Origin of the sequence: Photorhabdus luminescens subsp. luminescens (genome assembly GCF_001083805.1) — a bacterium.
In the GTDB taxonomy this organism is placed as follows: Bacteria; Pseudomonadota; Gammaproteobacteria; order Enterobacterales; family Enterobacteriaceae; genus Photorhabdus; species Photorhabdus luminescens.
Genome location: NZ_JXSK01000009.1, coordinates 236,749 through 259,066, shown reverse-complemented (window position 1 = coordinate 259,066; position 22,318 = coordinate 236,749). Strand labels below are relative to the sequence as shown.

Annotated in this window: 22 protein-coding genes; 16 read left to right on the top strand and 6 right to left on the bottom strand. The window is 41.8% G+C overall.

Annotated elements, in window-relative coordinates:
• Nucleotide 1 precedes the first annotated feature (1 nt).
• From rbsK to rbsD, 5 genes are all read right to left on the bottom strand, one after another.
• Nucleotides 2–931 (bottom strand): ribokinase, encoded by a 930-nt coding sequence (rbsK, locus tag TI10_RS19695; RefSeq protein ID WP_049585033.1) that lies wholly within the window; start codon nucleotides 929–931, stop codon nucleotides 2–4.
• Between the two features lie 63 nt (nucleotides 932–994).
• On the bottom strand, nucleotides 995–1,885 hold the full coding sequence (rbsB, locus tag TI10_RS19690) for a ribose ABC transporter substrate-binding protein RbsB (RefSeq protein ID WP_049585032.1): 891 nt from the start codon (nucleotides 1,883–1,885) through the stop codon (nucleotides 995–997).
• 24 nt (nucleotides 1,886–1,909) lie between these two features.
• On the bottom strand, nucleotides 1,910–2,881 hold the full coding sequence (gene rbsC / locus TI10_RS19685; RefSeq protein WP_049585031.1) for a ribose ABC transporter permease: 972 nt from the start codon (nucleotides 2,879–2,881) through the stop codon (nucleotides 1,910–1,912).
• Between the two features lie 89 nt (nucleotides 2,882–2,970).
• The gene (gene rbsA, locus TI10_RS19680) at nucleotides 2,971–4,521 is read right to left on the bottom strand and encodes a ribose ABC transporter ATP-binding protein RbsA (protein WP_244161666.1); all 1,551 of its coding nucleotides are present in this window, start codon (nucleotides 4,519–4,521) and stop codon (nucleotides 2,971–2,973) included.
• A gap of 7 nt (nucleotides 4,522–4,528) precedes the next feature.
• Nucleotides 4,529–4,948, bottom strand: coding sequence for a D-ribose pyranase (gene rbsD, locus TI10_RS19675; protein ID WP_049585030.1), 420 nt, complete (start codon nucleotides 4,946–4,948; stop codon nucleotides 4,529–4,531).
• 252 nt (nucleotides 4,949–5,200) lie between these two features.
• Here rbsD and ravA point away from each other — a divergent pair, with 252 nt between their 5' ends.
• Nucleotides 5,201–6,712, top strand: coding sequence for an ATPase RavA (gene ravA / locus TI10_RS19670; protein ID WP_387554790.1), 1,512 nt, complete (start codon nucleotides 5,201–5,203; stop codon nucleotides 6,710–6,712).
• 4 nt (nucleotides 6,713–6,716) lie between these two features.
• Complete coding sequence (gene viaA / locus TI10_RS19665; RefSeq protein WP_049585028.1) at nucleotides 6,717–8,174, top strand: ATPase RavA stimulator ViaA; 1,458 nt, start codon at nucleotides 6,717–6,719, stop codon at nucleotides 8,172–8,174.
• Nucleotides 8,175–8,179: 5 nt separating this feature from the next.
• Here the strand turns inward: viaA and asnA are convergent, their stop codons facing one another.
• Entirely contained in the window at nucleotides 8,180–9,172 is a 993-nt protein-coding gene (asnA, locus tag TI10_RS19660; RefSeq protein WP_049585027.1) for an aspartate--ammonia ligase, read from the bottom strand.
• Between the two features lie 166 nt (nucleotides 9,173–9,338).
• Between asnA and asnC the strand changes: the two genes are divergently transcribed.
• The 14 genes from asnC to glmU all read left to right on the top strand — a co-directional run bounded on the left by asnC (nucleotide 9,339) and on the right by glmU (nucleotide 22,287).
• On the top strand, nucleotides 9,339–9,800 hold the full coding sequence (asnC, locus tag TI10_RS19655; protein ID WP_049585026.1) for a transcriptional regulator AsnC: 462 nt from the start codon (nucleotides 9,339–9,341) through the stop codon (nucleotides 9,798–9,800).
• Between the two features lie 91 nt (nucleotides 9,801–9,891).
• Nucleotides 9,892–10,332 (top strand): FMN-binding protein MioC, encoded by a 441-nt coding sequence (gene mioC, locus TI10_RS19650; RefSeq protein WP_049585025.1) that lies wholly within the window; start codon nucleotides 9,892–9,894, stop codon nucleotides 10,330–10,332.
• Nucleotides 10,333–10,712: 380 nt separating this feature from the next.
• A complete protein-coding gene (gene mnmG / locus TI10_RS19645) occupies nucleotides 10,713–12,602 on the top strand; it encodes a tRNA uridine-5-carboxymethylaminomethyl(34) synthesis enzyme MnmG (protein ID WP_049585024.1) in 1,890 nt (629 codons plus the stop codon).
• Nucleotides 12,603–12,615: 13 nt separating this feature from the next.
• Nucleotides 12,616–13,236: a 16S rRNA (guanine(527)-N(7))-methyltransferase RsmG gene (gene rsmG, locus TI10_RS19640; protein WP_049585051.1), complete on the top strand. Its 621-nt coding sequence runs from the start codon at nucleotides 12,616–12,618 to the stop codon at nucleotides 13,234–13,236.
• 610 nt (nucleotides 13,237–13,846) lie between these two features.
• Entirely contained in the window at nucleotides 13,847–14,224 is a 378-nt protein-coding gene (atpI, locus tag TI10_RS19635) for a F0F1 ATP synthase subunit I (RefSeq protein WP_049585050.1), read from the top strand.
• 30 nt (nucleotides 14,225–14,254) lie between these two features.
• Nucleotides 14,255–15,079 (top strand): F0F1 ATP synthase subunit A, encoded by an 825-nt coding sequence (gene atpB, locus TI10_RS19630; RefSeq protein ID WP_049585023.1) that lies wholly within the window; start codon nucleotides 14,255–14,257, stop codon nucleotides 15,077–15,079.
• Nucleotides 15,080–15,131: 52 nt separating this feature from the next.
• Nucleotides 15,132–15,371 carry a F0F1 ATP synthase subunit C gene (atpE, locus tag TI10_RS19625; RefSeq protein WP_000429386.1) on the top strand — a complete coding sequence of 80 codons (240 nt, stop codon included), beginning with the start codon at nucleotides 15,132–15,134 and terminating at the stop codon, nucleotides 15,369–15,371.
• 58 nt (nucleotides 15,372–15,429) lie between these two features.
• Nucleotides 15,430–15,900, top strand: coding sequence for a F0F1 ATP synthase subunit B (gene atpF, locus TI10_RS19620; protein ID WP_049585022.1), 471 nt, complete (start codon nucleotides 15,430–15,432; stop codon nucleotides 15,898–15,900).
• Between the two features lie 12 nt (nucleotides 15,901–15,912).
• Complete coding sequence (gene atpH, locus TI10_RS19615; protein WP_046396704.1) at nucleotides 15,913–16,446, top strand: F0F1 ATP synthase subunit delta; 534 nt, start codon at nucleotides 15,913–15,915, stop codon at nucleotides 16,444–16,446.
• A gap of 14 nt (nucleotides 16,447–16,460) precedes the next feature.
• Entirely contained in the window at nucleotides 16,461–18,002 is a 1,542-nt protein-coding gene (gene atpA / locus TI10_RS19610) for a F0F1 ATP synthase subunit alpha (RefSeq protein ID WP_036814820.1), read from the top strand.
• 58 nt (nucleotides 18,003–18,060) lie between these two features.
• Complete coding sequence (atpG, locus tag TI10_RS19605; RefSeq protein ID WP_049585021.1) at nucleotides 18,061–18,924, top strand: F0F1 ATP synthase subunit gamma; 864 nt, start codon at nucleotides 18,061–18,063, stop codon at nucleotides 18,922–18,924.
• 34 nt (nucleotides 18,925–18,958) lie between these two features.
• Complete coding sequence (atpD, locus tag TI10_RS19600; protein ID WP_049585020.1) at nucleotides 18,959–20,341, top strand: F0F1 ATP synthase subunit beta; 1,383 nt, start codon at nucleotides 18,959–18,961, stop codon at nucleotides 20,339–20,341.
• Nucleotides 20,342–20,362: 21 nt separating this feature from the next.
• Nucleotides 20,363–20,785 carry a F0F1 ATP synthase subunit epsilon gene (locus tag TI10_RS19595; RefSeq protein WP_011144452.1) on the top strand — a complete coding sequence of 141 codons (423 nt, stop codon included), beginning with the start codon at nucleotides 20,363–20,365 and terminating at the stop codon, nucleotides 20,783–20,785.
• A 128-nt stretch (nucleotides 20,786–20,913) separates the two neighbouring features.
• Nucleotides 20,914–22,287 (top strand): bifunctional UDP-N-acetylglucosamine diphosphorylase/glucosamine-1-phosphate N-acetyltransferase GlmU, encoded by a 1,374-nt coding sequence (gene glmU, locus TI10_RS19590; protein ID WP_049585019.1) that lies wholly within the window; start codon nucleotides 20,914–20,916, stop codon nucleotides 22,285–22,287.
• Nucleotides 22,288–22,318: the final 31 nt, after the last annotated feature.

Below are 22,318 nucleotides of genomic sequence, written 5' to 3'. Positions count from 1 at the left end.
GTTAGTCCTGTTCAGTTAAAAATGCATCAATTTCATTTCGCCACGGGACGGAAGGCTGAGCTCCCTGACGGGTTACCGCTATCGCAGCAGCAGAATGAGCAAATCGTATGGCAGATAACATGGATTTTCTTTCCAACAATGCTGTCACCAGCGCACCGTTGAAAGTATCTCCTGCCGCAACAGTATCTACAACGTTAACTTTAAATCCCGGAACAATTTTTCCTTTCTGACCTCTTTCACTCAACCACACGCCACGGCGACCCAATGTGATAATTACCGTTTCAATACCTTTATCATGCAATACTTGAGCCGCATTTTCCGCATCTGAATCATTTTCTACTTTAATTCCAGTGAGATATTCCGCTTCAGTTTCATTCGGCGTAATGATATCCACCAGCGAGAGCAATTGATCAGATAATTTTCGGGCCGGCGCCGGATTGAGTATTACTTTCGTATTATTTTGTTTAGCTATTGTTGCAGCAAGTTGTACTGTTTCCAACGGAGATTCAAGTTGCATTAATAATGCATCTGCTTCCTCAACAATATTTTGGTAGCGATAGAAATATTCCGGTGTCAGCGCTGCATTAGCGCCTGCATTGATACCAATAACATTTTCACCTTGCTGATTAACAAAAATCAACGCTACACCGGTTGTTTCCCCTTTAATCACTTCGATGCCAGAAGTTTTAATATTATCCTTTGCTAATTGCTGGCAGATACGAAAACCAATATCGTCCTCACCAACACAAGCAATAAATGTAATATCAGCACCGCTGCGGCCTGCTGCTACCGCTTGATTAGCGCCTTTCCCACCAAAAGCAACCTGATATTGTTCCCCGATCACCGTTTCACCCGGGCGAGGGAACGACCTAAGATTCAAAATATGGTCAGCATTAATGCTGCCAAGCACCGCAAGTTTTGCTGTACTCATTACATTTATTCCTTTTCAATTATGCCGTCACCACCCTCAATGAATAACGGCATAAATACCGATTTATTTTTTAATAACTAACTCCAATTCCACAGGGATGACGGCTTCAACTTTTTCGCCTTTCAGCACTTTATTTGCAGTCTGAACACCCACGATACCAATTTGATCAGGACGCTGAGCGATTGTCGCTCCTAATTTTCCACTTTGAACAGCTTTGATACCATCTCCAGTACCATCAAAACCAACAACTAATACATCGCTTTTACCTGCTGTCTGTAAAGCGCGCAAAGCACCTAATGCCATCTCATCATTCTGAGCAAATACAGCTTGTACAGCCGGATGAGCCGTCAGTAAGTTCTGCATAACGTTCAGTCCCTTGGTACGATCGAAATCAGCAGGCTGACTAGCCAACACACTGAATTTATGTTCCTGCACTACCTTATTAAACCCTTCACCACGTTCACGGGCGGCAGAAGTACCAGCAATACCTTCTAGCTGAATAATTTTGGCTCCATTCCCCAATTTTTCGGCAATAAAATCACCCGCTATTTTACCCCCCAAGCGGTTATCAGAAGCAATATGACTAACAACAGTACCTTTATTCGCTATCCGATCTAGAGTAATGACCGGAATTTTGGCATTGTTAGCCATAATAATGGCATTACCAACAGCATCGGAGTCAGTCGGGTTAATTAACATGAGTTTAGTACCACGTACCGTCAAATCTTGAACATTAGCTAATTCTTTCGCTGGATTATCCTGAGAATCCAACACAATTAGGTTATAGCCCAACTTATCCGCCTCTTTTTGAGCGCTATCTTTCATTGTGACAAAGAATGGATTATTCAGTGTAGAAATGACTAACGCGATAGTGTCTTTCGCCAATGCATTTACACTTACAGTCATACTTAGCGCAACAGCAGATAAAATTGTGACTAATTTCTTCATTTTCATCGTGTTATTTCCTGTAGGGTGAGGTTATTTACCACTTTTGTTATCAACCAGAACTGCCAACAATATTACAATTGCTTTAATAATCATCTGATAGTTAGAAGAAATACCTAATAAGTTTAAGCCATTGTTTAAAAAACCGAGGATTAGCGCACCAATCAGAGTACCAATAATTAATCCCTTACCACCAGCCAGTCGAGTTCCTCCCAATACTACGGCAGCAATAGCATCTAATTCATAACCGCCTCCCGCCATAGGTTGAGCGGAAGAAAGACGAGCGACTTCAATAATACTTGCCAATGCCGTTAGTAAGCCGCATAAGGAGTAAACGATAATTTTAATTTTATCGATATTGATACCAGACAAACGGGTAGCCGATTCATTCCCCCCTAGGGCATAAATATAACGACCTAAACGGGTGTGATGCAGGATATACCATGCGATAACAAAAACTATCAGCATCAGCCATACTGGAGTAGGAATTCCCAGTGGACGACCAATACCAAACCAGCCAAACAGATCCGCATTATCACTGAATCCTGTATTTATTGGGCTACCATCAGTGTAGACACGGGTTATTCCACGAAGTAACAACATCATGACCAGAGTGGCAATAAAGGCCTGTACTTTACCTTTAGCAATTATTATTCCTGTACAAGCACCAATTGCAGCACCTAAAGCCAAAGCACTCACGATAGCCACCAGAGCATTAACTTCCGTATTAACCAATGAAGCCGCTACTGCGCCTGTTAACGCAAGCAATGAACCAACAGAAAGGTCAATACCCGATGTCAGGATAACTAATGTCATTCCAACGGCCATAATGGCATTGACTGATGTTTGTTGCAGAATATTAAACAAATTATTTAAAGTGAAAAAATTTTGGCTAAGAGAAGAAACTACTGCTATCAGCACTAACAATGCAATTAGTGACTTTTGTTTCAGTAACCACTCTTTAGTAAACCAATGTTTAAATGTCGGTGATATATTAGAATTCATACTGAATTACTCCTGAATCTCTCTATACCCGTTATCTTTCAAGTTGCCTCTTTGTTGGCTGCGCTCACTCACCCCGGTCACATAGTTATCTATGCTCCCGGGGATTCGCTCCCTTGCCGTCGCGATGCACCTTGAAATCCATAAGGTATATATTGTTGTTTACCTACAGCAGCCGCCATCAAAACTTCTTGAGTTACCTGTTCAGCAAAAAATTCTCCACTGATATAGCCTTCACATATAACCAAAATACGGTCACTCATTCCTATCACTTCTGGCATTTCAGAAGAAACGAGAATGATACTTAATCCCTCTTTCTTGAATTGATTAATTAACTGATAAATTTCTTTTTTTGCGCCGACATCTACACCACGCGTAGGTTCATCCAAAATAAGAACTTTTGGTCTGGTCATTAATCCTCGGGCAATAGCTACTTTTTGCTGATTACCGCCAGAAAGTAAACCAATAGTTTGTTCCATTGAAGGTGTCTTAATACTAAACAATTTAATAAAGTCACTAACTGCATTCTGTTCTTCTTTATGATCAAGACCACCTAACCGATTACTGAAATAACGTAAGGCAGTAAGAGACATATTCTCTTTAATTGACATTCCCAAAACTAAGCCATCACGTTTACGATCTTCTGAAATATAAACAATCCCACACGCTAACCCATCCTGAGGATTACGAATTACAATGGGAGTTCCATCCAGCATGATTTGCCCTTGAGTTTTTGGCAACGCACCATAAAGAATTTTCACCAATTCAGTGCGGCCAGCCCCCATCAGACCTGATATGCCCAAAATTTCCCCGCTATATAGGGAAAAATTGGCATTTGTCACTCCGGGACCAGAAATCTGCTTAACTTCAAGTCGTTTTTTACCCCGAGGTAAATTCAAGCGAGGATACTGATCTTCCAGTTTTCGCCCAACCATCATTTCAATCAGAGTCTCTTCTTTTAGCTCTTTTACCGGCTTTTCACCAATAAATTGCCCATCACGAAATATCGTTACATCATCGCAGATTTCAAAAATTTCTCTCAAACGATGGGAGATATAAACAATGCCACATCCCTGAGATTTTAGTTCATGTATTACGCGAAATAATGATTCAGTTTCTGTATTGGTCAGCGCATCAGTTGGTTCATCCATAATGATAACTTTGGATTTAAAACTCAGCACTTTAGCGATTTCAACCATTTGCTGGTCACCGATAGAAAGTTCCGTTACTAAACGGCGACTGCTGTAATTCAAATTTAATTTTTTTAACAGGCGATCTGCTTCCAGATACATTTTTCTCCAGTCAATCGCACCGAATTTATTAACAAATTCACGTCCCAGAAAAATATTTTCAGCAATGGTCAGTTGAGGAATAAGATTTAACTCCTGATGGATAATCCCGATCCCCGCTTTCTGAGAGGAGCTAGGGCCAGAAAAAATCACTTCTTTTCCTAGATAATGAACCGTACCTGTATCTCTGGTATATATTCCAGTCAACACTTTCATCATCGTGGATTTACCTGCACCATTCTCCCCTACCAGCGCCATCACTTTACCCGGGTAAACACGTAGTGCCGCGTCAGATAATGCCTTGACACCAGGAAAAGATTTACTAATTCCTTTTAGTTCCAGTACAGGCTGCATCATTACCTCAGAAAGTCACACCAGCACAAAGGATAATATTGGCATAAGGAGAATGCTCTCCTGTGCGAATCACTGCTCGGCTATGTTTTGTTTTCTCTTTCAACATATTATGGCTAATATAGTCTACAGTAATTGAATTTCCTTGCTGTTTCTCAAGTTCTTTAATTTGAGTTAATATTAATTGATGGATCAAAGGATTATGGTCAATGATCTCCTCAGCTAAAAATGCAGCTTCAATCTGCATTTCTTGTGTAACAACATTAAAAACGGATATAAGGCTGGGAATTCCCTGGGTTAGCGCTAAATCAATCCGCTGGGCTAAAGAAGGAATTGGTAATCCCGCATCACCAATTGTAATCTGGTCGGTATGCCCTAGCTGAGAAATTACGGCTGAAATTTCAGAATTAAGTAATACACCTTTTTTCATTTTTTTCTTCCATTAGCGAAACGTTTCGCTATTTAGTAATATAGAAAGTAACATTTAAAATACAACATTAGTGATGCAAAAGTGTGATCACTATCGAAACGTTTCGATAATAAAAGAAACGAAGATAAATGCTAACTTATTGAATATTTGATGCTGAATCGATTTTTAAGGTAAATATTGTCTGCATTAACAAATAATGATTAAAATCTATGGAGAAGGCTAATTAGGTTTTATCCAATCCAACAGATAATATTGGTACGAATTATGCTATTAGCAGAAAAAATAGTTTGCTTAAGTCACTATCTGGAAAGTGGTCTGTATGAAAGACAACAGACTATTCGTTTATGTTTACTAGCAGCATTATGCGGGGAAAGTGTCTTTCTACTCGGCCCTCCAGGTATCGCAAAAAGTTTGATAGCTCGCCGATTGAAATTTGCGTTTCGTGATGCCAGAGCATTTGAATATCTGATGACTCGCTTTTCAACTCCTGAAGAAATTTTCGGTCCTCTTTCTATTCAAGCACTGAAAGAAGAAGGACGTTACCAACGCCTAACCAACGGATATTTACCTGAAACTGAAATTGTCTTCCTTGATGAAATATGGAAAGCTGGTCCGGCAATTCTAAATACCCTACTGACTGCAATTAATGAAAGAAAATTCAGAAATGGGGATATAGAAGAGAAAATTCCAATGCGATTACTTGTAGCAGCATCCAATGAACTGCCTGAAGCAGATAACAGCTTGGAAGCGCTCTATGACAGAATGCTAATTCGTATCTGGTTAGATAAAATTCAGGATAAAAAGAATTTCCGAGCGTTACTCACTAGCCACAAAAATGAAAATGATAACCCCGTCCCGGCAGACATTCAGATAACAAGTGAAGAATTTTACCAATGGCAAAAGGAGATTGATAAAGTCGTTCTACCAGATAGTTGTTTTGATATTATTTATCATCTACGCCAGCAACTTGATGCAACAGAACATTCACCTTACGTTTCAGATCGGCGCTGGAAGAAAGCTATTCATTTACTACAAGCCAGTGCCTTCTTTAATGGCAGAAAAGAAATATCCCCTCTTGATTTAATATTGCTAAAAGATTGTTTGTGGCATGATCTTCACTCTTTTAAATTATTACCTCAGTTCCTGAATACTCTCATCACCGAACAAGCATATCAGCAAAGAGTATTATCTCAACAAATTGATTCCCTCTATCGCCAATGGATTCAAGCCCGTCAGGATAAAAATGATCAGCAGGCGTTAAAGCTGGAAAAACAAACCCGTCTGTTTGGACATAAAATACAATATTCGCTACCCGATCATATCAACGAAGAAAAATTGATTCTATTCCTACATACACCTCTTCATCTCCATGATATTAAAGTCAATTTCATTGAATTGGAAAAAAAAGCGTTGAATATCTGGATAAGCAAAGGCGGAGAACTACCAGCCCGTCTGAACGGCATTGGTTTTCCACAAAGCATAACAGCCGAAGTTAATTCAGCACATCAGCCAGAGATTTTTGATATCAGCCGTCGTTCATCCACGCTATATTTACCAAACCGTCAGCATCAGCAAAACGAAGAAAACAACGAGTGGCTGGAAAAATTGGAAAAAATTAATCAAGAAATCCATAACCAACACCAACTGTTTAATCAACATCAGCCATGTCTGTTTATTGAAAGTCATTGGCTTGCTACGATAGAGCAGAGTTTTATCCAGTTAGCCGATAAAATTAATCAGTTGAAAATAAAAATAGGCAACTAATTAAATGATTAGTCTGACAACCCTCGATCTTTTACTATCAATAAACGAAGGGGAGATGATAGAAGAGATCATATTAACGCTTTTAGCTTCACCTCAGTTAGCTATCTTTTTTGAAAAACATCCTCGCTTAAAACGTGCGCTATTAAAGGATATTCCTGGCTGGAAACACGATTTACAGCAAAGAATTAAAGAAGCGCTAATTCCTGCAACTCTGGTAGAAGAATTTCAGTTATATCAACAATTACTATCTGCCAACACAAATCATTTTTACCTTAAACTTCCCGATATCTTAGAAACCCTAAATCGAATTGAATCTCCTTTTAGTGAAGAAGCACAGAAACTCGCAACCAACACCATTGCCGACTCAAATACGTTACAATCCCTATTTATTCAGCGATGGAGAATCAGTTTGATTCTACAAACCACAACCTTCCATAAGCAATTACTGGAACAAGAAAAAGAGCAACTACTGGCAGAATTGCAACAAAGGCTAACACTAAGCGGTAATCTTGATCCTGTTTTCAGTGAAAATGATAGGGCAGCAGGGCGATTATGGGATATGAGTAAAAGTCAGTTAAATCATTCCCAGAATAATAATCAGTTATTGATTCACTATAGTGAATTTCTTCGTCAGCAGCCGGAACTGGAAAAATTAGCTCAATTACTTGGACGCAGCCAATCTGCAAAATCAAAACCACAGGAAAATCATTTTCTCGAATCATTTACCACGATCGAACGAACACCCGACACCGTTCCTGAACAGGTAAATGGAATTGGACAAAGTGATGATATTCTGCGTCTATTGCCAGTAGAATTGGCGATATTAGGAATTGAAGATCTGGAATACGAATTTTATCGCAAATTAGTAGAAAAAAAACTCCTGACTTATCGCTTACAAGGGGATAACTGGCAAGAAAAGACAACATTACGGCCAATTACTCATTATAGCCAAGAAGAAAAACCACGAGGACCATTTATTATTTGTGTCGATACTTCCGGTTCTATGGGGAGATTCAATGAAAAATGTGCTAAAGCCTTTTGTCTGGCATTATTACGTATCGCTCTAGCTGATAATCGCAACTGTCATATCATGCTATTTACGACAGAAATTGTGCACTATGAACTATCCTCACCAGATGGTCTGGAGCAAGCTATTCGTTTCCTCAGCCAGACTTTCAGAGGAGGGACAAATCTCGCTTTCTGTCTAACAAGCACAATAGAAAAAATGAAAGAACAACGTTGGAAAGATGCTGATGCTGTTGTTATCTCAGATTTCATTGCCCAGCGTCTACCGGACTCACTAATCCATCAGATAAAAAATCTGCAACTGCATCAGCAACACCGCTTCCATGCGGTCTCCATGTCCCAATATGGTAAGCCCAATATCATGCGGATATTCGATCATATCTGGCGCTTTGATACCGGACTTAAAAGCCGTTTACTGCGAAAATGGCACTATTAATTGAATCAAAGCATATCTTCTACAGTTTCGCGTACTTCAGGTGACCAGATACTGCATTGAACCTGACCGATGTGTTTCTCTTGCAGCAGTAACATCACCAAACGGGACTGACCAATACCGCCGCCAATCGACTGTGGCATATCACCTTTGAGTAACGCCTGATGCCAATCATATTGTAAACGCTCTTCATCACCAGTCAGTGCTAACTGACGCTCCAGTGCTTCTGCATCAACACGGATACCCATAGAAGAGATCTCAAACGCATCTTCCAAAACAGGGTTCCAGACAATGATGTCGCCGTTTAAACCAGCAAAACCATCACAGTTTGGTGTCGTCCAGTCATCATAATCAGGCGCACGCACATCATGAGATTGACCATCGGATAATTTCGCACCAATACCTATGAGGAAAACAGCACCCAATTCTTTAGCAATAGCACGTTCACGACCTTTTGCATCCAGATCCGGATAACGGCTCAAAAGCGTTTCACTATGAACAAAGTGAATTTGATCTGGCAGGAACGGCGCCAGACCAAACTCTTTGCTGACAGCTTTTTCTGTTTCTTTTATTGCTTCGTAAATTTTACCGACTGTCTGTTTAAGATAAGCAAGTGAACGTTGCCCATCTCCCATCACTTTTTCCCAATCCCATTGATCAACATAAACAGAGTGAATTGGTGTTAAGCGATCCTCATCCGGACGCAATGCTTTCATGTGAGTGTAAAGCCCTTGTTCAGACTGAAAGCCAAAACGACCCAGAGTTTTACGTTTCCACTTAGCCAACGAATGCACGACTTCGAAAGTTGAATCCGGTAAAGTTTTTACTTTTACCTGAACAGCTTTTTCATGGCCAGACAAGTTGTCCTGAATACCATCTCCCAAACAACTAAGGATTGGCCCTTGCACTTCAATCAGACCCAGTTTGCTTTCCAGCAGACGGGAAAAGAAGGATTTCACGAAACTGATTTGTTGCTGCTTTTCAATAAACGACTTTTTCATAATGTTATTCTCTAATTTTTTAGGTGGCCCTGATGTCCTGTTGGAAACATTAAGCAATAAAATGAGGGATAAATTCAATATACTTTAATAAAAATAGCCTTTATGATTCATAAAACTCATTTTTAAGACTAAAAAAATGAAAATTCATTAAAAAACGAGGCTGAAAATGGCGGAAATTTATCAGATCGACAATCTAGACCGTGACATACTTCACGCTTTAATGGGCAACGCACGCACACCTTATGCCGAACTAGCAAAGAAATTTGCAGTCAGCCCAGGAACAATTCATGTTCGTGTGGAAAAAATGAAGCAAGCAGGAATCATCACCGGAACTAGAGTGGATATCAGCACGAAACAACTTGGTTATGATGTGTGTTGCTTTATTGGCATTATTCTTAAGAGTGCTAAAGATTACCCATCAGCTCTGAAAAAACTAGATAACCTAGATGAAGTGGTTGAGGTTTACTACACAACAGGCCACTACAGCATCTTTATTAAAGTTATGTGCCGTTCAATTGAATCCCTTCAAGATGTACTTATCAACAAAATACAAACTATCGATGAAATTCAATCAACAGAAACCTTGATCTCCTTACAAAACCCGATCATGCGAACAATTAAGCCATAAAATAAAATTTGTTATAACCACATTATCCACAGGTAGATCCCAACAGATTCACAGCGTACAATAGCGACTCTTGAAATCTGTTGAGATCACTATGGTCACTATTACCTTAATCAGCGGTAGCACAATGGGCAGTGCCGAATACGTAGCTGAACATATGGCTGAAATTTTGGAAGATGTTGGTTTCTCTACTGAAATGCTACATGGCCCCTCTTTAGATGAACTTCCTCAAGAAGGGATCTGGCTAGTCGTCACATCCACACATGGAGCAGGAGAATTGCCAGAAAATATACAACCATTGGCAGCAGAAATTTCTGAACAAAAACCTGATCTCAGCAAAGTAACGTTTGGCGCTGTTGGCCTTGGTAGTTCTGAATACGATACTTTTTGCGGTGCAATAAGATCATTTGACCAATTATTGATAGAAAATGGTGCCAAACGCCTAGGCGATCGTCTGGAAATTGATATTCAACAACATGAGATCCCCGAAGATCCCGCTGAGGAATGGGTTAAAAATTGGGCAAAGTCACTCTGATAAGAACAAAAAAACAGCAAACGATTGTGGATAACTTATCTAAAAAGCCGGGGTTAACCCGTAGTTATCCATAGTATAACTATCTGGCAATGATCACCTTGTGAATAACCATCAATTTAGATCCCAGTTTATACCTCGCGGGATCACGGATCATTCACAACAAATGATCCTTTACAGCTTTATGATCTTTCTAAGAAAAAATAACTTATCCACAAAAGATCATGATCCTAATAAAAGATCTAATAAACAGATCTTTAAATAAAAAAGATCTTCTTTTAATTACCGGCGATCTTACCCACTTGGTCTATCGCCAAAACTTGAGTAGAATTCTCTTCCCCTAATACAGCACTGAGCATTCTTATAACTAAAGGTTCATCACCATGTTTTATCCAGAACAATTTGACGTCATCATTATCGGTGGTGGTCATGCCGGTACTGAAGCTGCTATGGCAGCTGCTCGTATGGGCCGTCAAACCTTATTACTGACCCACAATATTGACACTTTGGGCCAAATGTCATGTAACCCAGCTATTGGTGGGATCGGTAAAGGACATCTGGTTAAAGAAATTGATGCTCTTGGTGGTTTAATGGCTAAAGCGACTGACCAAGCCGGTATTCAATTTAGAACTTTAAATGCCAGTAAAGGGCCTGCGGTTCGTGCAACACGTGCCCAAGCGGATAGAGTTCTCTATCGTCAAGCTGTGCGTATGGCGTTGGAGAATCAACCTAACCTGATGATCTTCCAACAACCTGTAGAGGATCTCATTGTTGAAAATGACATAGTGACTGGCGCAGTAACACGCATGGGCCTCAAATTCAGAGCCAAAGCTGTTGTTTTGACTGTGGGAACATTTCTTGACGGTAAGATCCACATTGGTCTGGAAAATTATAGCGGTGGAAGGGCTGGTGATCCTCCTGCAATTTCATTGGCACAGCGCTTACGTGAGTTACCCTTACGTGTAAACAGATTAAAAACAGGAACACCACCACGTATTGATGCCAGAACGATTGATTTTAGTCAGTTAACACAACAACTAGGTGACAATCCAACACCGGTATTCTCTTTCCTTGGAAACGTGAAACAACATCCACAACAAATCCCGTGTTATATCACCCATACCAATGAAAAAACGCACGACGTGATCCGCAATAATTTGGATCGTAGCCCAATGTATGCAGGGATCATTGAAGGGATCGGTCCACGTTATTGTCCTTCAATCGAAGATAAAGTCATGCGTTTTGCGGATCGTAATGCTCACCAGATCTTCCTTGAGCCTGAAGGATTGACCAGTAATGAAATCTATCCAAATGGTATTTCGACTAGCTTACCATTTGATGTACAGATGCAAATCGTCCACTCCATGAAAGGAATGGAAAGTGCTCGCATTATTCGTCCTGGTTATGCAATAGAATACGATTTCTTCGATCCAAGAGATCTGAAACAAACATTAGAAAGTAAATTTATCCACGGTTTATTCTTTGCTGGACAAATTAACGGCACTACGGGCTATGAAGAAGCTGCTGCTCAAGGACTCTTGGCTGGCCTTAATGCAGCTCGTTACGCTTCAGAAGAAGAAGGTTGGTTCCCTCGCCGTGATCAAGCTTATATCGGCGTTTTAGTTGACGATTTATGTACTTTAGGGACTAAAGAACCATATCGTATGTTTACTTCTCGAGCTGAGTATCGTTTGATGCTACGTGAAGATAATGCAGACCTGCGCTTAACAGAAAAAGGCCGTGAATTAGGGTTGGTAGATGATTTACGTTGGGAACATTATTGCCGCAAAGTGGAAATGGTTGAACAGGAACGTCAGCGTTTACGTAATATTTGGATTCACCCTAATTCAAATAATCTTGATGACATTAACAATATATTAAAAACGCCATTATCGAAAGAAGCTAATGGTGAAGATCTATTGCGTCGTCCTGAGATGAATTATGAACTTTTGACCTCGTTGCCTCTGTTTTCCCCTGGTCTTGAAGAACTACAGGCCGCTGAGCAGGTTGAAATTCAGGTTAAATACGAGGGATATATTGCCCGCCAGCAGGAAGAAATTGAAAAACAGCTACGTAATGAAAACACATCATTACCGGTTGATCTCGATTACCGCCAAATCAGTGGTCTTTCTAATGAAGTTGTCGCCAAGCTCAATGATCATAAGCCAACTTCAATTGGTCAGGCTTCACGTATTTCAGGGGTAACACCTGCTGCGATTTCAATTTTACTTGTGTGGTTGAAAAAACAAGGATTATTGCGCCGCAGTGCCTGAGGGGATTTTGATTGTGCTAAACAAACTAGAATTGTTGCTGACCGAAGCAAGAATAGAACTGTCACTACAGCAGAAACAACAGCTTGTAGCTTATGTTGATATGCTCAATAAGTGGAATAAGGCTTACAATCTCACATCAATACGTGATCCAGAGCAAATGCTGGTGCGTCATGTTATGGACAGTATTGTTGTCAGCCCTTATCTGCAAGGTCATCGTTTCATCGATGTGGGCACAGGCCCTGGGTTGCCAGGTATTCCGTTAGCTATTGTCCGTCCAGATTCTCATTTCACATTGCTGGACAGTTTAGGTAAAAGAGTGAGATTTTTGCGTCAGGTTCAGCATGAACTTGATTTGATAAATATCGAACCAGTACAAAGTAGGGTTGAAGCGTATTCTTCTGAGCCGCCTTTTGATGGTGTAATAAGCCGTGCTTTTGCTTCATTGCAAGATATGGTCTCTTGGTGCAGTCATTTGCCTGAACCTATTCATGGGCGTTTCTATGCGCTTAAAGGTATGCTTCCAGAAGGGGAACTGACTATGTTGCCTGTTGGAATTTCTGTCGATTCGGTTATTAAATTAGAGGTTCCTGAACTGGAAGGGCAACGTCATTTGGTTATCCTTAAATCAAACTGATTTTGTTATTTGTCAATAAAGTTATAAATAATTAGTGATGTTGAGCACAATTATACTGTGATCGGCATCGTTAATTATGCTTTGCCTCGTTTCAGCTTTAATTTACCCAGTTATTACATAAAAATAACGTTATCTTGATATTAAGATAGTTGAACCTTTGAAAATCAGATAAAGCGTTTTTTCATCAGATTCACTCTTTTAAACTGGCTAGAAATTAGCTGAGTGATTTAAGTCAATAATATAATCACTCTTTTGTATGGAATTAAATTAAAGGATTGATTTTATTATTAATTTTATTTATTTTTGTTTCCTGTGAATGTTAAATATAATTAACAAATGAAAAATTTATGTGATTTAAATCACATTTAACTCTGAAATATATGAAATTATTAAAAACAAGAAATCAGCACAATTATTAGCTTGCAATCTGGCGCCAAAATAAAAAATTTAAATAATTGTTCACCTTTTCGCTACTTATGGATTGAATTCATTTTGGCGGCCCGTATAATTTGCACGTTTTTGTCACTTGACACTCTTAAGCAAAGGCAGTTTTATACAACATTTAGCAAAACCTGATATGCAAGGCGTGCAAGGGGAGAAAACAAAAGTCATGTCTGTATCCCTTTACAGCGGTAAAATTGCACTGAAGCTGCTTTTTTTGCAGTTAATGACTTTTGTTGTTCTCAGTGTGGCTTTTTGTACCAAAAGTATAGAATGGGGCGCTTCTGCTTTTGCTGGTGGGTTAGCATGTTGGTTACCTAATGCCATATTCATGCTGTTTGCCAGTTTTCAAAAAGCAAAAGAAGAAGAGGTTCCTGTACGTATTGCATGGTCTTTCGCTGTTGGCGAAGGGTTGAAAGTTATTATTACGATAGCTGTGCTGGTTGTTGCTTTAAGCGTGTTTAAAGCGGCGTTTGCACCACTAGGTTTAACTTATTTAGCGGTGCTGATTGTGCAAATTATCGCACCTGCTGTGATAAACGGTTAGGTTTTCAACAATAAAAGGGTAAGAGGCATCATGTCTGCATCAGGAGAAGTTTCAACTGCAAGGGACTACATAGGCCACCACCTGAATAACCTTCAGTTGGACCTACGTACCTTTGAGTTGGTCGATCCCAACTCTGGTGGTTCTGCAACGTTCTGGACGTTGAACATTGACTCGCTTTTTTTCTCAGTCGTATTAGGGATTTTATTTCTGTATGTATTCAGAAAGGTTGCGGTTAATGCCACCAGTGGCGTACCTGGCAAACTTCAGACTGCTATAGAATTGATCATGGGTTTTGTTGATAACAGCGTTCGTGATATGTATCACGGCAAGAGCAAAGTTATTGCCCCCTTGGCGCTAACCGTGTTCGTTTGGGTGTTATTAATGAACGTGATGGACTTATTGCCAATCGATTTTCTCCCTTATATCGGTGAACATGTCTTTGGTTTACCTGCTCTGCGTGTCGTGCCAACAGCAGATGTCAGTATTACCTTATCGATGGCTATCGGTGTTTTTGTCCTCATCCTCTACTACAGCATTAAGATGAAAGGGATTAGTGGTTTTACAAAAGAGCTGACTTTACAGCCTTTTAATCATCCACTGTTTATTCCAGTTAACTTAATTCTGGAAGGCGTTAGCTTGCTTTCAAAACCGGTATCACTCGGTTTGCGACTGTTTGGTAACATGTATGCGGGTGAATTGATCTTTATTCTTATAGCTGGTCTGTTACCGTGGTGGTCGCAGTGGTTACTCAGCCTACCTTGGGCTATTTTCCACATACTGATTATTACGTTACAAGCCTTTATTTTCATGGTTCTGACGATTGTTTATCTGTCGATGGCATCTGAAGAACATTAATTTTTACCACAATAACTAACTGTGTTTTAACTGAAACAAACTGGAGACTGTCATGGAAAACCTGAATATGGATCTGCTGTACATGGCTGCCGCTGTAATGATGGGTCTAGCGGCAATCGGTGCTGCGATCGGTATCGGCATCCTCGGAGGTAAATTTTTGGAAGGCGCTGCTCGTCAGCCGGATTTAATCCCTCTGCTGCGTACACAGTTCTTTATCGTTATGGGTCTGGTTGACGCCATCCCAATGATTGCTGTGGGCCTTGGCTTGTACGTAATGTTTGCTGTCGCGTAGTTTGTAGAAATCATCCGAAACTACGTCAACTCATTAATTTTAAAAGAGGTATTGTGCTGTGAATCTTAATGCGACAATCCTCGGCCAGGCCATTGCGTTTGTCCTGTTTGTGATGTTCTGTATGAAGTTCGTATGGCCACCAATCATGGCGGCCATAGAAAAACGTCAAAAAGAAATTGCTGACGGTTTAGCTTCTGCGGAACGAGCCAAAAAGGACCTGGACTTAGCGCAAGCCAATGCGACCGACCAAATGAAGAAAGCGAAAGCGGAAGCTCAGGTCATCATTGAACAGGCTAATAAACAAAAAGCCCAGATCCTTGATGATGCGAAAGCGGAAGCCGAGCAGGAACGTAACAGAATCGTAACGCAAGCTCAGGCAGAAATTGATGCCGAACGTAAGCGTGCTCGGGAAGAGTTGCGTAAGCAGGTCGCTATGTTGGCTATCGCAGGTGCCGAGAAAATCATCGAACGTTCCGTGGATGAAGCTGCTAATAGCGACATCGTTGATAAACTGGTCGCCGAACTGTAAGGAGGGAGGGGCATGTCTGAATTCGCTACTGTAGCTCGCCCCTACGCCAAAGCAGCTTTTGACTTTGCTGTAGAAAAACAATCGCTTGAACAATGGCAGAATATGCTGGCGTTCACGGCTGAGGTGACTCGTAATGAGCAAGTTGGCGAGCTGCTTTCCGGTTCATTAGCATCGGAAACATTAGCTAATACCTTTATCGCAATTTGCGGTGAACAGGTTGATGAGCATGCTCAGAACTTTATTCGTGTTATGGCAGAGAACGGTCGCTTACTGGCGTTACCGGAAGTTTTGCAGCAATTTATTCAATTGCGTGCATCACTTGAATCAACTGTTGATGTTGAAGTGATTTCTGCCGCCGAACTGAGAGAACAACAGCTAGCTAAAATTTCTGTAGCGATGGAAAAACGTCTGTCACGCAAAGTTAAGCTGAATTGCAAAATTGATAAGTCTGTTATTGCTGGTGTGGTTGTCCGCGCGGGTGATTTGGTGATCGATGGCAGTATTCGCGGCCGTTTAGATCGCTTAACAGACGTCTTGCAGTCTTAAGGGGACTGGAGCATATGCAACTGAATTCCACCGAAATCAGCGAACTGATCAAGCAGCGCATTGCTCAGTTCAATGTAGTGAGCGAAGCTCACAATGAAGGTACGATTGTATCCGTTAACGACGGTATCATTCGTATCCACGGTTTAGCCGAAGTTATGCAGGGTGAGATGATCGCACTGCCTGGCAATCGTTATGCAATCGCATTGAACTTGGAGCGTGACTCCGTAGGTGCGGTTGTAATGGGACCGTATGCTGACTTAGCAGAAGGCATGAAGGTCAAATGTACTGGCCGTATTCTTGAAGTGCCTGTTGGTCGTGGTCTGCTTGGTCGTGTAGTAAATACACTGGGCGAGCCGATTGATGGTAAAGGCCCTGTTGAGCATGATGGTTTCTCTGCCGTTGAAATGATTGCTCCAGGTGTTATCGACCGTCAATCTGTTGATCAGCCGGTACAAACTGGTTATAAATCCGTTGACGCAATGATCCCTATCGGTCGCGGTCAACGTGAACTGATTATCGGTGACCGTCAAACGGGTAAAACAGCACTGGCTATTGACGCAATCATTAACCAGCGTGACTCAGGCATAAAATGTGTCTATGTCGCAGTTGGTCAGAAAGCTTCTACTATTGCGAACGTTGTTCGTAAATTAGAGGAGCATGGCGCTCTTGCCAATACTATTGTGGTTGTTGCGACTGCTTCGGAATCTGCGGCATTACAATATCTGGCGCCATATTCTGGTTGTGCAATGGGTGAATACTTCCGTGATCGCGGTGAAGATGCGCTGATTGTTTACGATGATTTGTCTAAGCAGGCTGTGGCTTATCGTCAAATTTCCCTGTTGCTCCGTCGTCCGCCAGGACGTGAAGCATTCCCTGGTGACGTTTTCTATCTGCACTCTCGTTTGCTGGAACGTGCAGCACGCGTTAATGCTGAATATGTAGAAAAATTCACTAATGGCGAAGTGAAAGGTAAAACCGGTTCTCTGACGGCCCTGCCTATCATTGAAACTCAGGCAGGTGACGTATCAGCATTCGTACCAACGAACGTTATTTCAATTACTGATGGTCAGATCTTCTTGGAATCTAGTTTGTTCAATGCGGGTATTCGTCCAGCAGTTAACCCAGGGATTTCCGTATCCCGCGTAGGTGGCGCTGCTCAGACTAAAATCGTTAAGAAATTGTCTGGGGGCATTCGTACTGCTCTGGCTCAATACCGCGAACTGGCAGCATTTTCTCAGTTTGCTTCTGACCTTGATGATGCAACCCGTAAACAGTTGGATCATGGTCAAAAAGTAACTGAATTGCTGAAACAGAAACAGTATGCGCCAATGTCTGTTGCACAACAGTCGTTGTCTCTGTTTTCTGCGGAACGTGGTTATCTGGAAGATATCGAAATTGCTAAGGTTATTGATTTCGAATCTGCGTTGCTTGCATATGCCAACCGTGAACATGCTGATCTTCTAAAAGAGATTGACCAATCTGGTGGTTACAATGAAGAGATCGAAGCAAAGCTAAAAGCTCTGCTGGATTCCTTCAAGGCAACTCAGTCCTGGTAACACTATTCGGCCCAGTTTAACTAAACATGGGCCGTCTGGTTAATGAGGAGAATCAGGAATGGCCGGCGCAAAAGAGATACGTACCAAGATCGCCAGCGTGCAAAACACGCAAAAAATTACTAAAGCGATGGAGATGGTTGCCGCGTCCAAAATGCGTAAAACGCAGGATCGCATGGCGGCCAGCCGTCCTTATGCAGAAACCATACGCAGCGTAATTGGTCACCTTGCGTTAGGTAATCTGGAATATAAACATCCATACCTTGAAGAGCGTGAAACCAAACGTGTCGGGTATCTGGTTGTTTCTACCGATCGTGGCTTGTGCGGTGGTTTGAACACTAATCTGTTCAAAAAACTGCTTTCAGAAATGAAAGACTGGTCTGATAAAGGTGTCCAGTGTGATCTGGCTCTTATCGGCTCTAAGGCTACCTCTTTCTTTGCTTCTGTTGGGGGCAACGTTGTTGCTCAAGTAACAGGCATGGGAGATAACCCTTCACTATCCGAATTGATCGGGCCAGTGAATGTCATGCTGCGGGCATACGATGAGGGACGTCTGGATAAATTGTATGTGGTGACAAACAAGTTCATTAATACAATGTCCCAGGAACCGACGATTACTCAGTTATTGCCTCTGCCTGCCGGAGATGATGAAACACTGAAGAAGAAATCCTGGGATTATTTATACGAACCTGATCCTAAGGCGTTGCTAGATATACTGCTGCGTCGTTATGTAGAATCGCAGGTTTATCAGGGCGTCGTTGAAAACCTGGCTAGTGAACAGGCCGCACGAATGGTGGCGATGAAAGCCGCAACTGATAATGGCGGCAGCCTGATCAAAGAGTTGCAGTTGGTTTATAACAAAGCTCGTCAGGCCAGCATAACTCAGGAGCTGACCGAGATTGTCTCGGGCGCTTCCGCGGTTTAACAGCTAGGTTTATGAATTACGTAGAGGATTCAAGATGGCTACTGGAAAGATTATCCAGGTAATCGGCGCCGTGGTGGACGTCGAATTCCCTCAAGATACCGTACCAAAAGTATACGATGCTCTTGAGGTTCAAAACGGCGAAGCTAAGCTGGTGCTGGAAGTTCAGCAGCAGTTGGGCGGCGGCGTTGTTCGTTGTATTGCAATGGGTACTTCTGATGGCTTAAGCCGTGGTTTAAGCGTCACTGATTTAGGCCACCCAATTGAAGTTCCGGTTGGTAAAGCGACATTGGGCCGTATCATGAACGTATTGGGTGAGCCAATCGACATGAAAGGCGATATCGGTGAAGAAGAGCGTTGGGCTATTCATCGTCCAGCGCCAAGCTATGAAGAGTTATCTAACTCTCAAGAACTGCTGGAAACCGGTATCAAGGTAATGGACCTAATTTGCCCATTCGCTAAGGGTGGTAAAGTTGGTCTGTTTGGTGGTGCGGGCGTAGGTAAAACCGTAAACATGATGGAGTTGATCCGTAACATTGCGATTGAGCATTCAGGTTACTCCGTATTTGCCGGTGTAGGTGAACGTACCCGTGAAGGTAACGACTTCTACCACGAAATGACAGACTCTAACGTACTGGATAAAGTATCTCTGGTATATGGTCAGATGAACGAGCCGCCAGGAAACCGTCTGCGTGTTGCATTGACTGGTCTGACAATGGCTGAGAAGTTCCGTGATGAAGGCCGCGATGTTCTGTTATTTGTTGATAACATCTACCGTTATACCTTGGCAGGTACTGAAGTATCCGCACTGCTTGGCCGTATGCCATCTGCGGTAGGTTATCAGCCAACTCTGGCGGAAGAAATGGGTGTTCTGCAAGAACGTATTACTTCTACCAAAACCGGCTCTATTACCTCCGTACAGGCTGTTTATGTACCAGCGGATGACTTAACTGACCCATCTCCGGCGACAACTTTCGCGCACTTAGACGCAACCGTAGTTTTGAGCCGTCAGATCGCTTCTTTGGGTATTTACCCTGCGGTTGATCCGTTGGATTCTACCAGCCGTCAGCTCGATCCACTGGTTGTTGGTCAGGAGCACTATAACGTTGCCCGTGGAGTTCAATCTATCCTGCAACGTTACCAAGAGCTAAAAGATATTATCGCCATCCTGGGTATGGATGAACTGTCAGAAGACGATAAGCTGGTAGTTGCGCGTGCTCGTAAGATCCAGCGCTTCCTGTCTCAGCCATTCTTCGTTGCAGAGGTCTTTACAGGTTCACCAGGTAAATTTGTTTCCTTAAAAGACACTATCCGTGGCTTTAAAGGTATTCTGAATGGTGACTATGACCACTTGCCAGAACAGGCATTCTACATGGTTGGTACCATCGAAGAAGCTGTGGAAAAAGCGAAGAAACTTTAATACGGCTGACCGGAGGTTGACATGGCTGCGATGACTTACCATCTGAATGTTGTCAGTGCTGAGAGCCGGATGTTTGAAGGCTTGGTACAGAAAATTCAGGTGACAGGTAGTGAAGGTGAACTGGGTATTTACCCAGGACATGCGCCGCTACTGACTGCCATAAAACCTGGCATGGTACGTATTGTTAAGCAGTTCGGTGAAGAAGAGGTTATTTACCTTTCTGGTGGTATCCTTGAGGTACAACCGAGCGGCGTTATCGTACTGGCTGACACTGCGATCCGTGGTAAAGATTTGGATGAAGCTAAAGCGTTGGAATCTAAGCGTAAAGCTGAAGAACACATCCGTAATTCTCACGGTGATGTTGACTATGCTCAGGCATCTGCTGAATTGTCTAAAGCGATTGCAAAACTTCGTGTAATCGAATTAACAAAAAAAGCAATGTAATACAGGCAGTTAAATAAATAAGCCAGTTGGTGAAAGCTAACTGGCTTTTTTGTATTGCGAAATATGTAGTAATTTATCTTACAAACAGGTTTACTTTTCTCTCTTAAATTGGAGTTATCGGGTTTCTTATGTCTAACAGTGCAAAAAGTGTTGTGATCCTTGCCGCGGGTAAAGGAACCCGCATGTACTCTGATCTCCCTAAAGTGCTGCACTTGCTGGCCGGTAAACCTATGGTTCAGCATGTGATTGATACTGCAATGGCATTGGGTGCTAAAAATGTTCACCTAGTTTATGGACATGGTGGTGACTTGATGAAGCAAAGCCTTTCTGATCAAACACTGAACTGGATATTACAAACAGAGCAGTTAGGGACTGGCCATGCAATGCAGCAGGCAGCACCACATTTCGCTGATGATGAAGATATTTTGATACTGTATGGTGACGTACCTCTTATTGGTACAGATACCCTTGAACGCCTGCTAGCGGTTAAACCTGATGGTGGTATAGGTTTATTGACAGCAATTTTAGATAATCCAACGGGTTATGGTCGTATTGTTCGTGAAAACGGAGAAGTAACTGGCATCATTGAGCAAAAAGACGCGACTGAAGATCAACGTAAAATCAATGAAATAAATACAGGTATTCTGGTTGCTAATAGTGGTGATTTAAAACGTTGGTTGTCCCAATTGGATAACAACAATGTTCAAGGTGAATACTACCTTACTGATGTGATTGCGTTAGCTTATAAAGAAGGCCGAAAAATTGAAACGGTGCACCCAACTCGCTTGAGTGAAATGGAAGGTGTAAATAACCGCCTTCAACTTTCCGCTCTTGAACGCATTTATCAATCTGAACAAGCGGAACAATTATTGCTGGCAGGCGTTATGCTGTTAGATCCTGCTCGTTTTGATTTACGTGGCACACTGATTCATGGCCGTGATGTAGTTATTGATACTAATGTCATTATTGAGGGTAATGTAACCCTTGGTAATAACGTACAGATTGGTACTGGTTGTGTGTTGAAGAATTGTATTATTGGCGATGATTCTATTATTAGCCCTTATACAATTGTTGAAGATTCTGAAATGGAAACTGGCTGTACTGTTGGGCCTTTTGCTCGTTTGCGTCCCGGTTCTAAACTTGCTGAAAAAGCCCATGTAGGGAATTTCGTTGAGATGAAAAAATCTTACTTGGGTAAAGGTTCTAAAGCTGGACATTTGACTTATCTTGGCGACGCAGATATTGGTCGTGATGTAAATATTGGTGCAGGTACTATTACCTGTAACTACGACGGCGCTAATAAATTTAAAACCATTATTGGTGACGATGTTTTTGTTGGTTCTGATACTCAGCTTGTTGCTCCAGTGACTGTTGCTAAAGGCGCAACAATCGGAGCAGGGACAACAGTGACAAAAAACATAGCTGAAAATGAACTGGTAGTAAGCAGAACTAAACAAACACATATTCAGGGGTGGAAACGCCCTGTGAAGGAAAAAAAATAAAATAATAATCCCCACTCTACAGGCTCGGGGA

Coding starts and splice junctions, on each gene's coding strand:
- atpI (WP_049585050.1), top strand. CDS start 13,847: ATGTCTGTATCCCTTTACAGCGGTAAAATTGCACTGAAGCTGCTTTTT.
- viaA (WP_049585028.1), top strand. CDS start 6,717: ATGATTAGTCTGACAACCCTCGATCTTTTACTATCAATAAACGAAGGG.
- atpA (WP_036814820.1), top strand. CDS start 16,461: ATGCAACTGAATTCCACCGAAATCAGCGAACTGATCAAGCAGCGCATT.
- rbsA (WP_244161666.1), bottom strand. CDS start 4,521: ATGCAGCCTGTACTGGAACTAAAAGGAATTAGTAAATCTTTTCCTGGT.
- rbsD (WP_049585030.1), bottom strand. CDS start 4,948: ATGAAAAAAGGTGTATTACTTAATTCTGAAATTTCAGCCGTAATTTCT.
- asnC (WP_049585026.1), top strand. CDS start 9,339: ATGGCGGAAATTTATCAGATCGACAATCTAGACCGTGACATACTTCAC.
- atpE (WP_000429386.1), top strand. CDS start 15,132: ATGGAAAACCTGAATATGGATCTGCTGTACATGGCTGCCGCTGTAATG.
- atpB (WP_049585023.1), top strand. CDS start 14,255: ATGTCTGCATCAGGAGAAGTTTCAACTGCAAGGGACTACATAGGCCAC.
- rbsC (WP_049585031.1), bottom strand. CDS start 2,881: ATGAATTCTAATATATCACCGACATTTAAACATTGGTTTACTAAAGAG.
- mnmG (WP_049585024.1), top strand. CDS start 10,713: ATGTTTTATCCAGAACAATTTGACGTCATCATTATCGGTGGTGGTCAT.
- atpG (WP_049585021.1), top strand. CDS start 18,061: ATGGCCGGCGCAAAAGAGATACGTACCAAGATCGCCAGCGTGCAAAAC.
- rbsB (WP_049585032.1), bottom strand. CDS start 1,885: ATGAAAATGAAGAAATTAGTCACAATTTTATCTGCTGTTGCGCTAAGT.
- mioC (WP_049585025.1), top strand. CDS start 9,892: ATGGTCACTATTACCTTAATCAGCGGTAGCACAATGGGCAGTGCCGAA.
- atpH (WP_046396704.1), top strand. CDS start 15,913: ATGTCTGAATTCGCTACTGTAGCTCGCCCCTACGCCAAAGCAGCTTTT.
- glmU (WP_049585019.1), top strand. CDS start 20,914: ATGTCTAACAGTGCAAAAAGTGTTGTGATCCTTGCCGCGGGTAAAGGA.
- atpD (WP_049585020.1), top strand. CDS start 18,959: ATGGCTACTGGAAAGATTATCCAGGTAATCGGCGCCGTGGTGGACGTC.
- TI10_RS19595 (WP_011144452.1), top strand. CDS start 20,363: ATGGCTGCGATGACTTACCATCTGAATGTTGTCAGTGCTGAGAGCCGG.
- rbsK (WP_049585033.1), bottom strand. CDS start 931: ATGAGTACAGCAAAACTTGCGGTGCTTGGCAGCATTAATGCTGACCAT.
- asnA (WP_049585027.1), bottom strand. CDS start 9,172: ATGAAAAAGTCGTTTATTGAAAAGCAGCAACAAATCAGTTTCGTGAAA.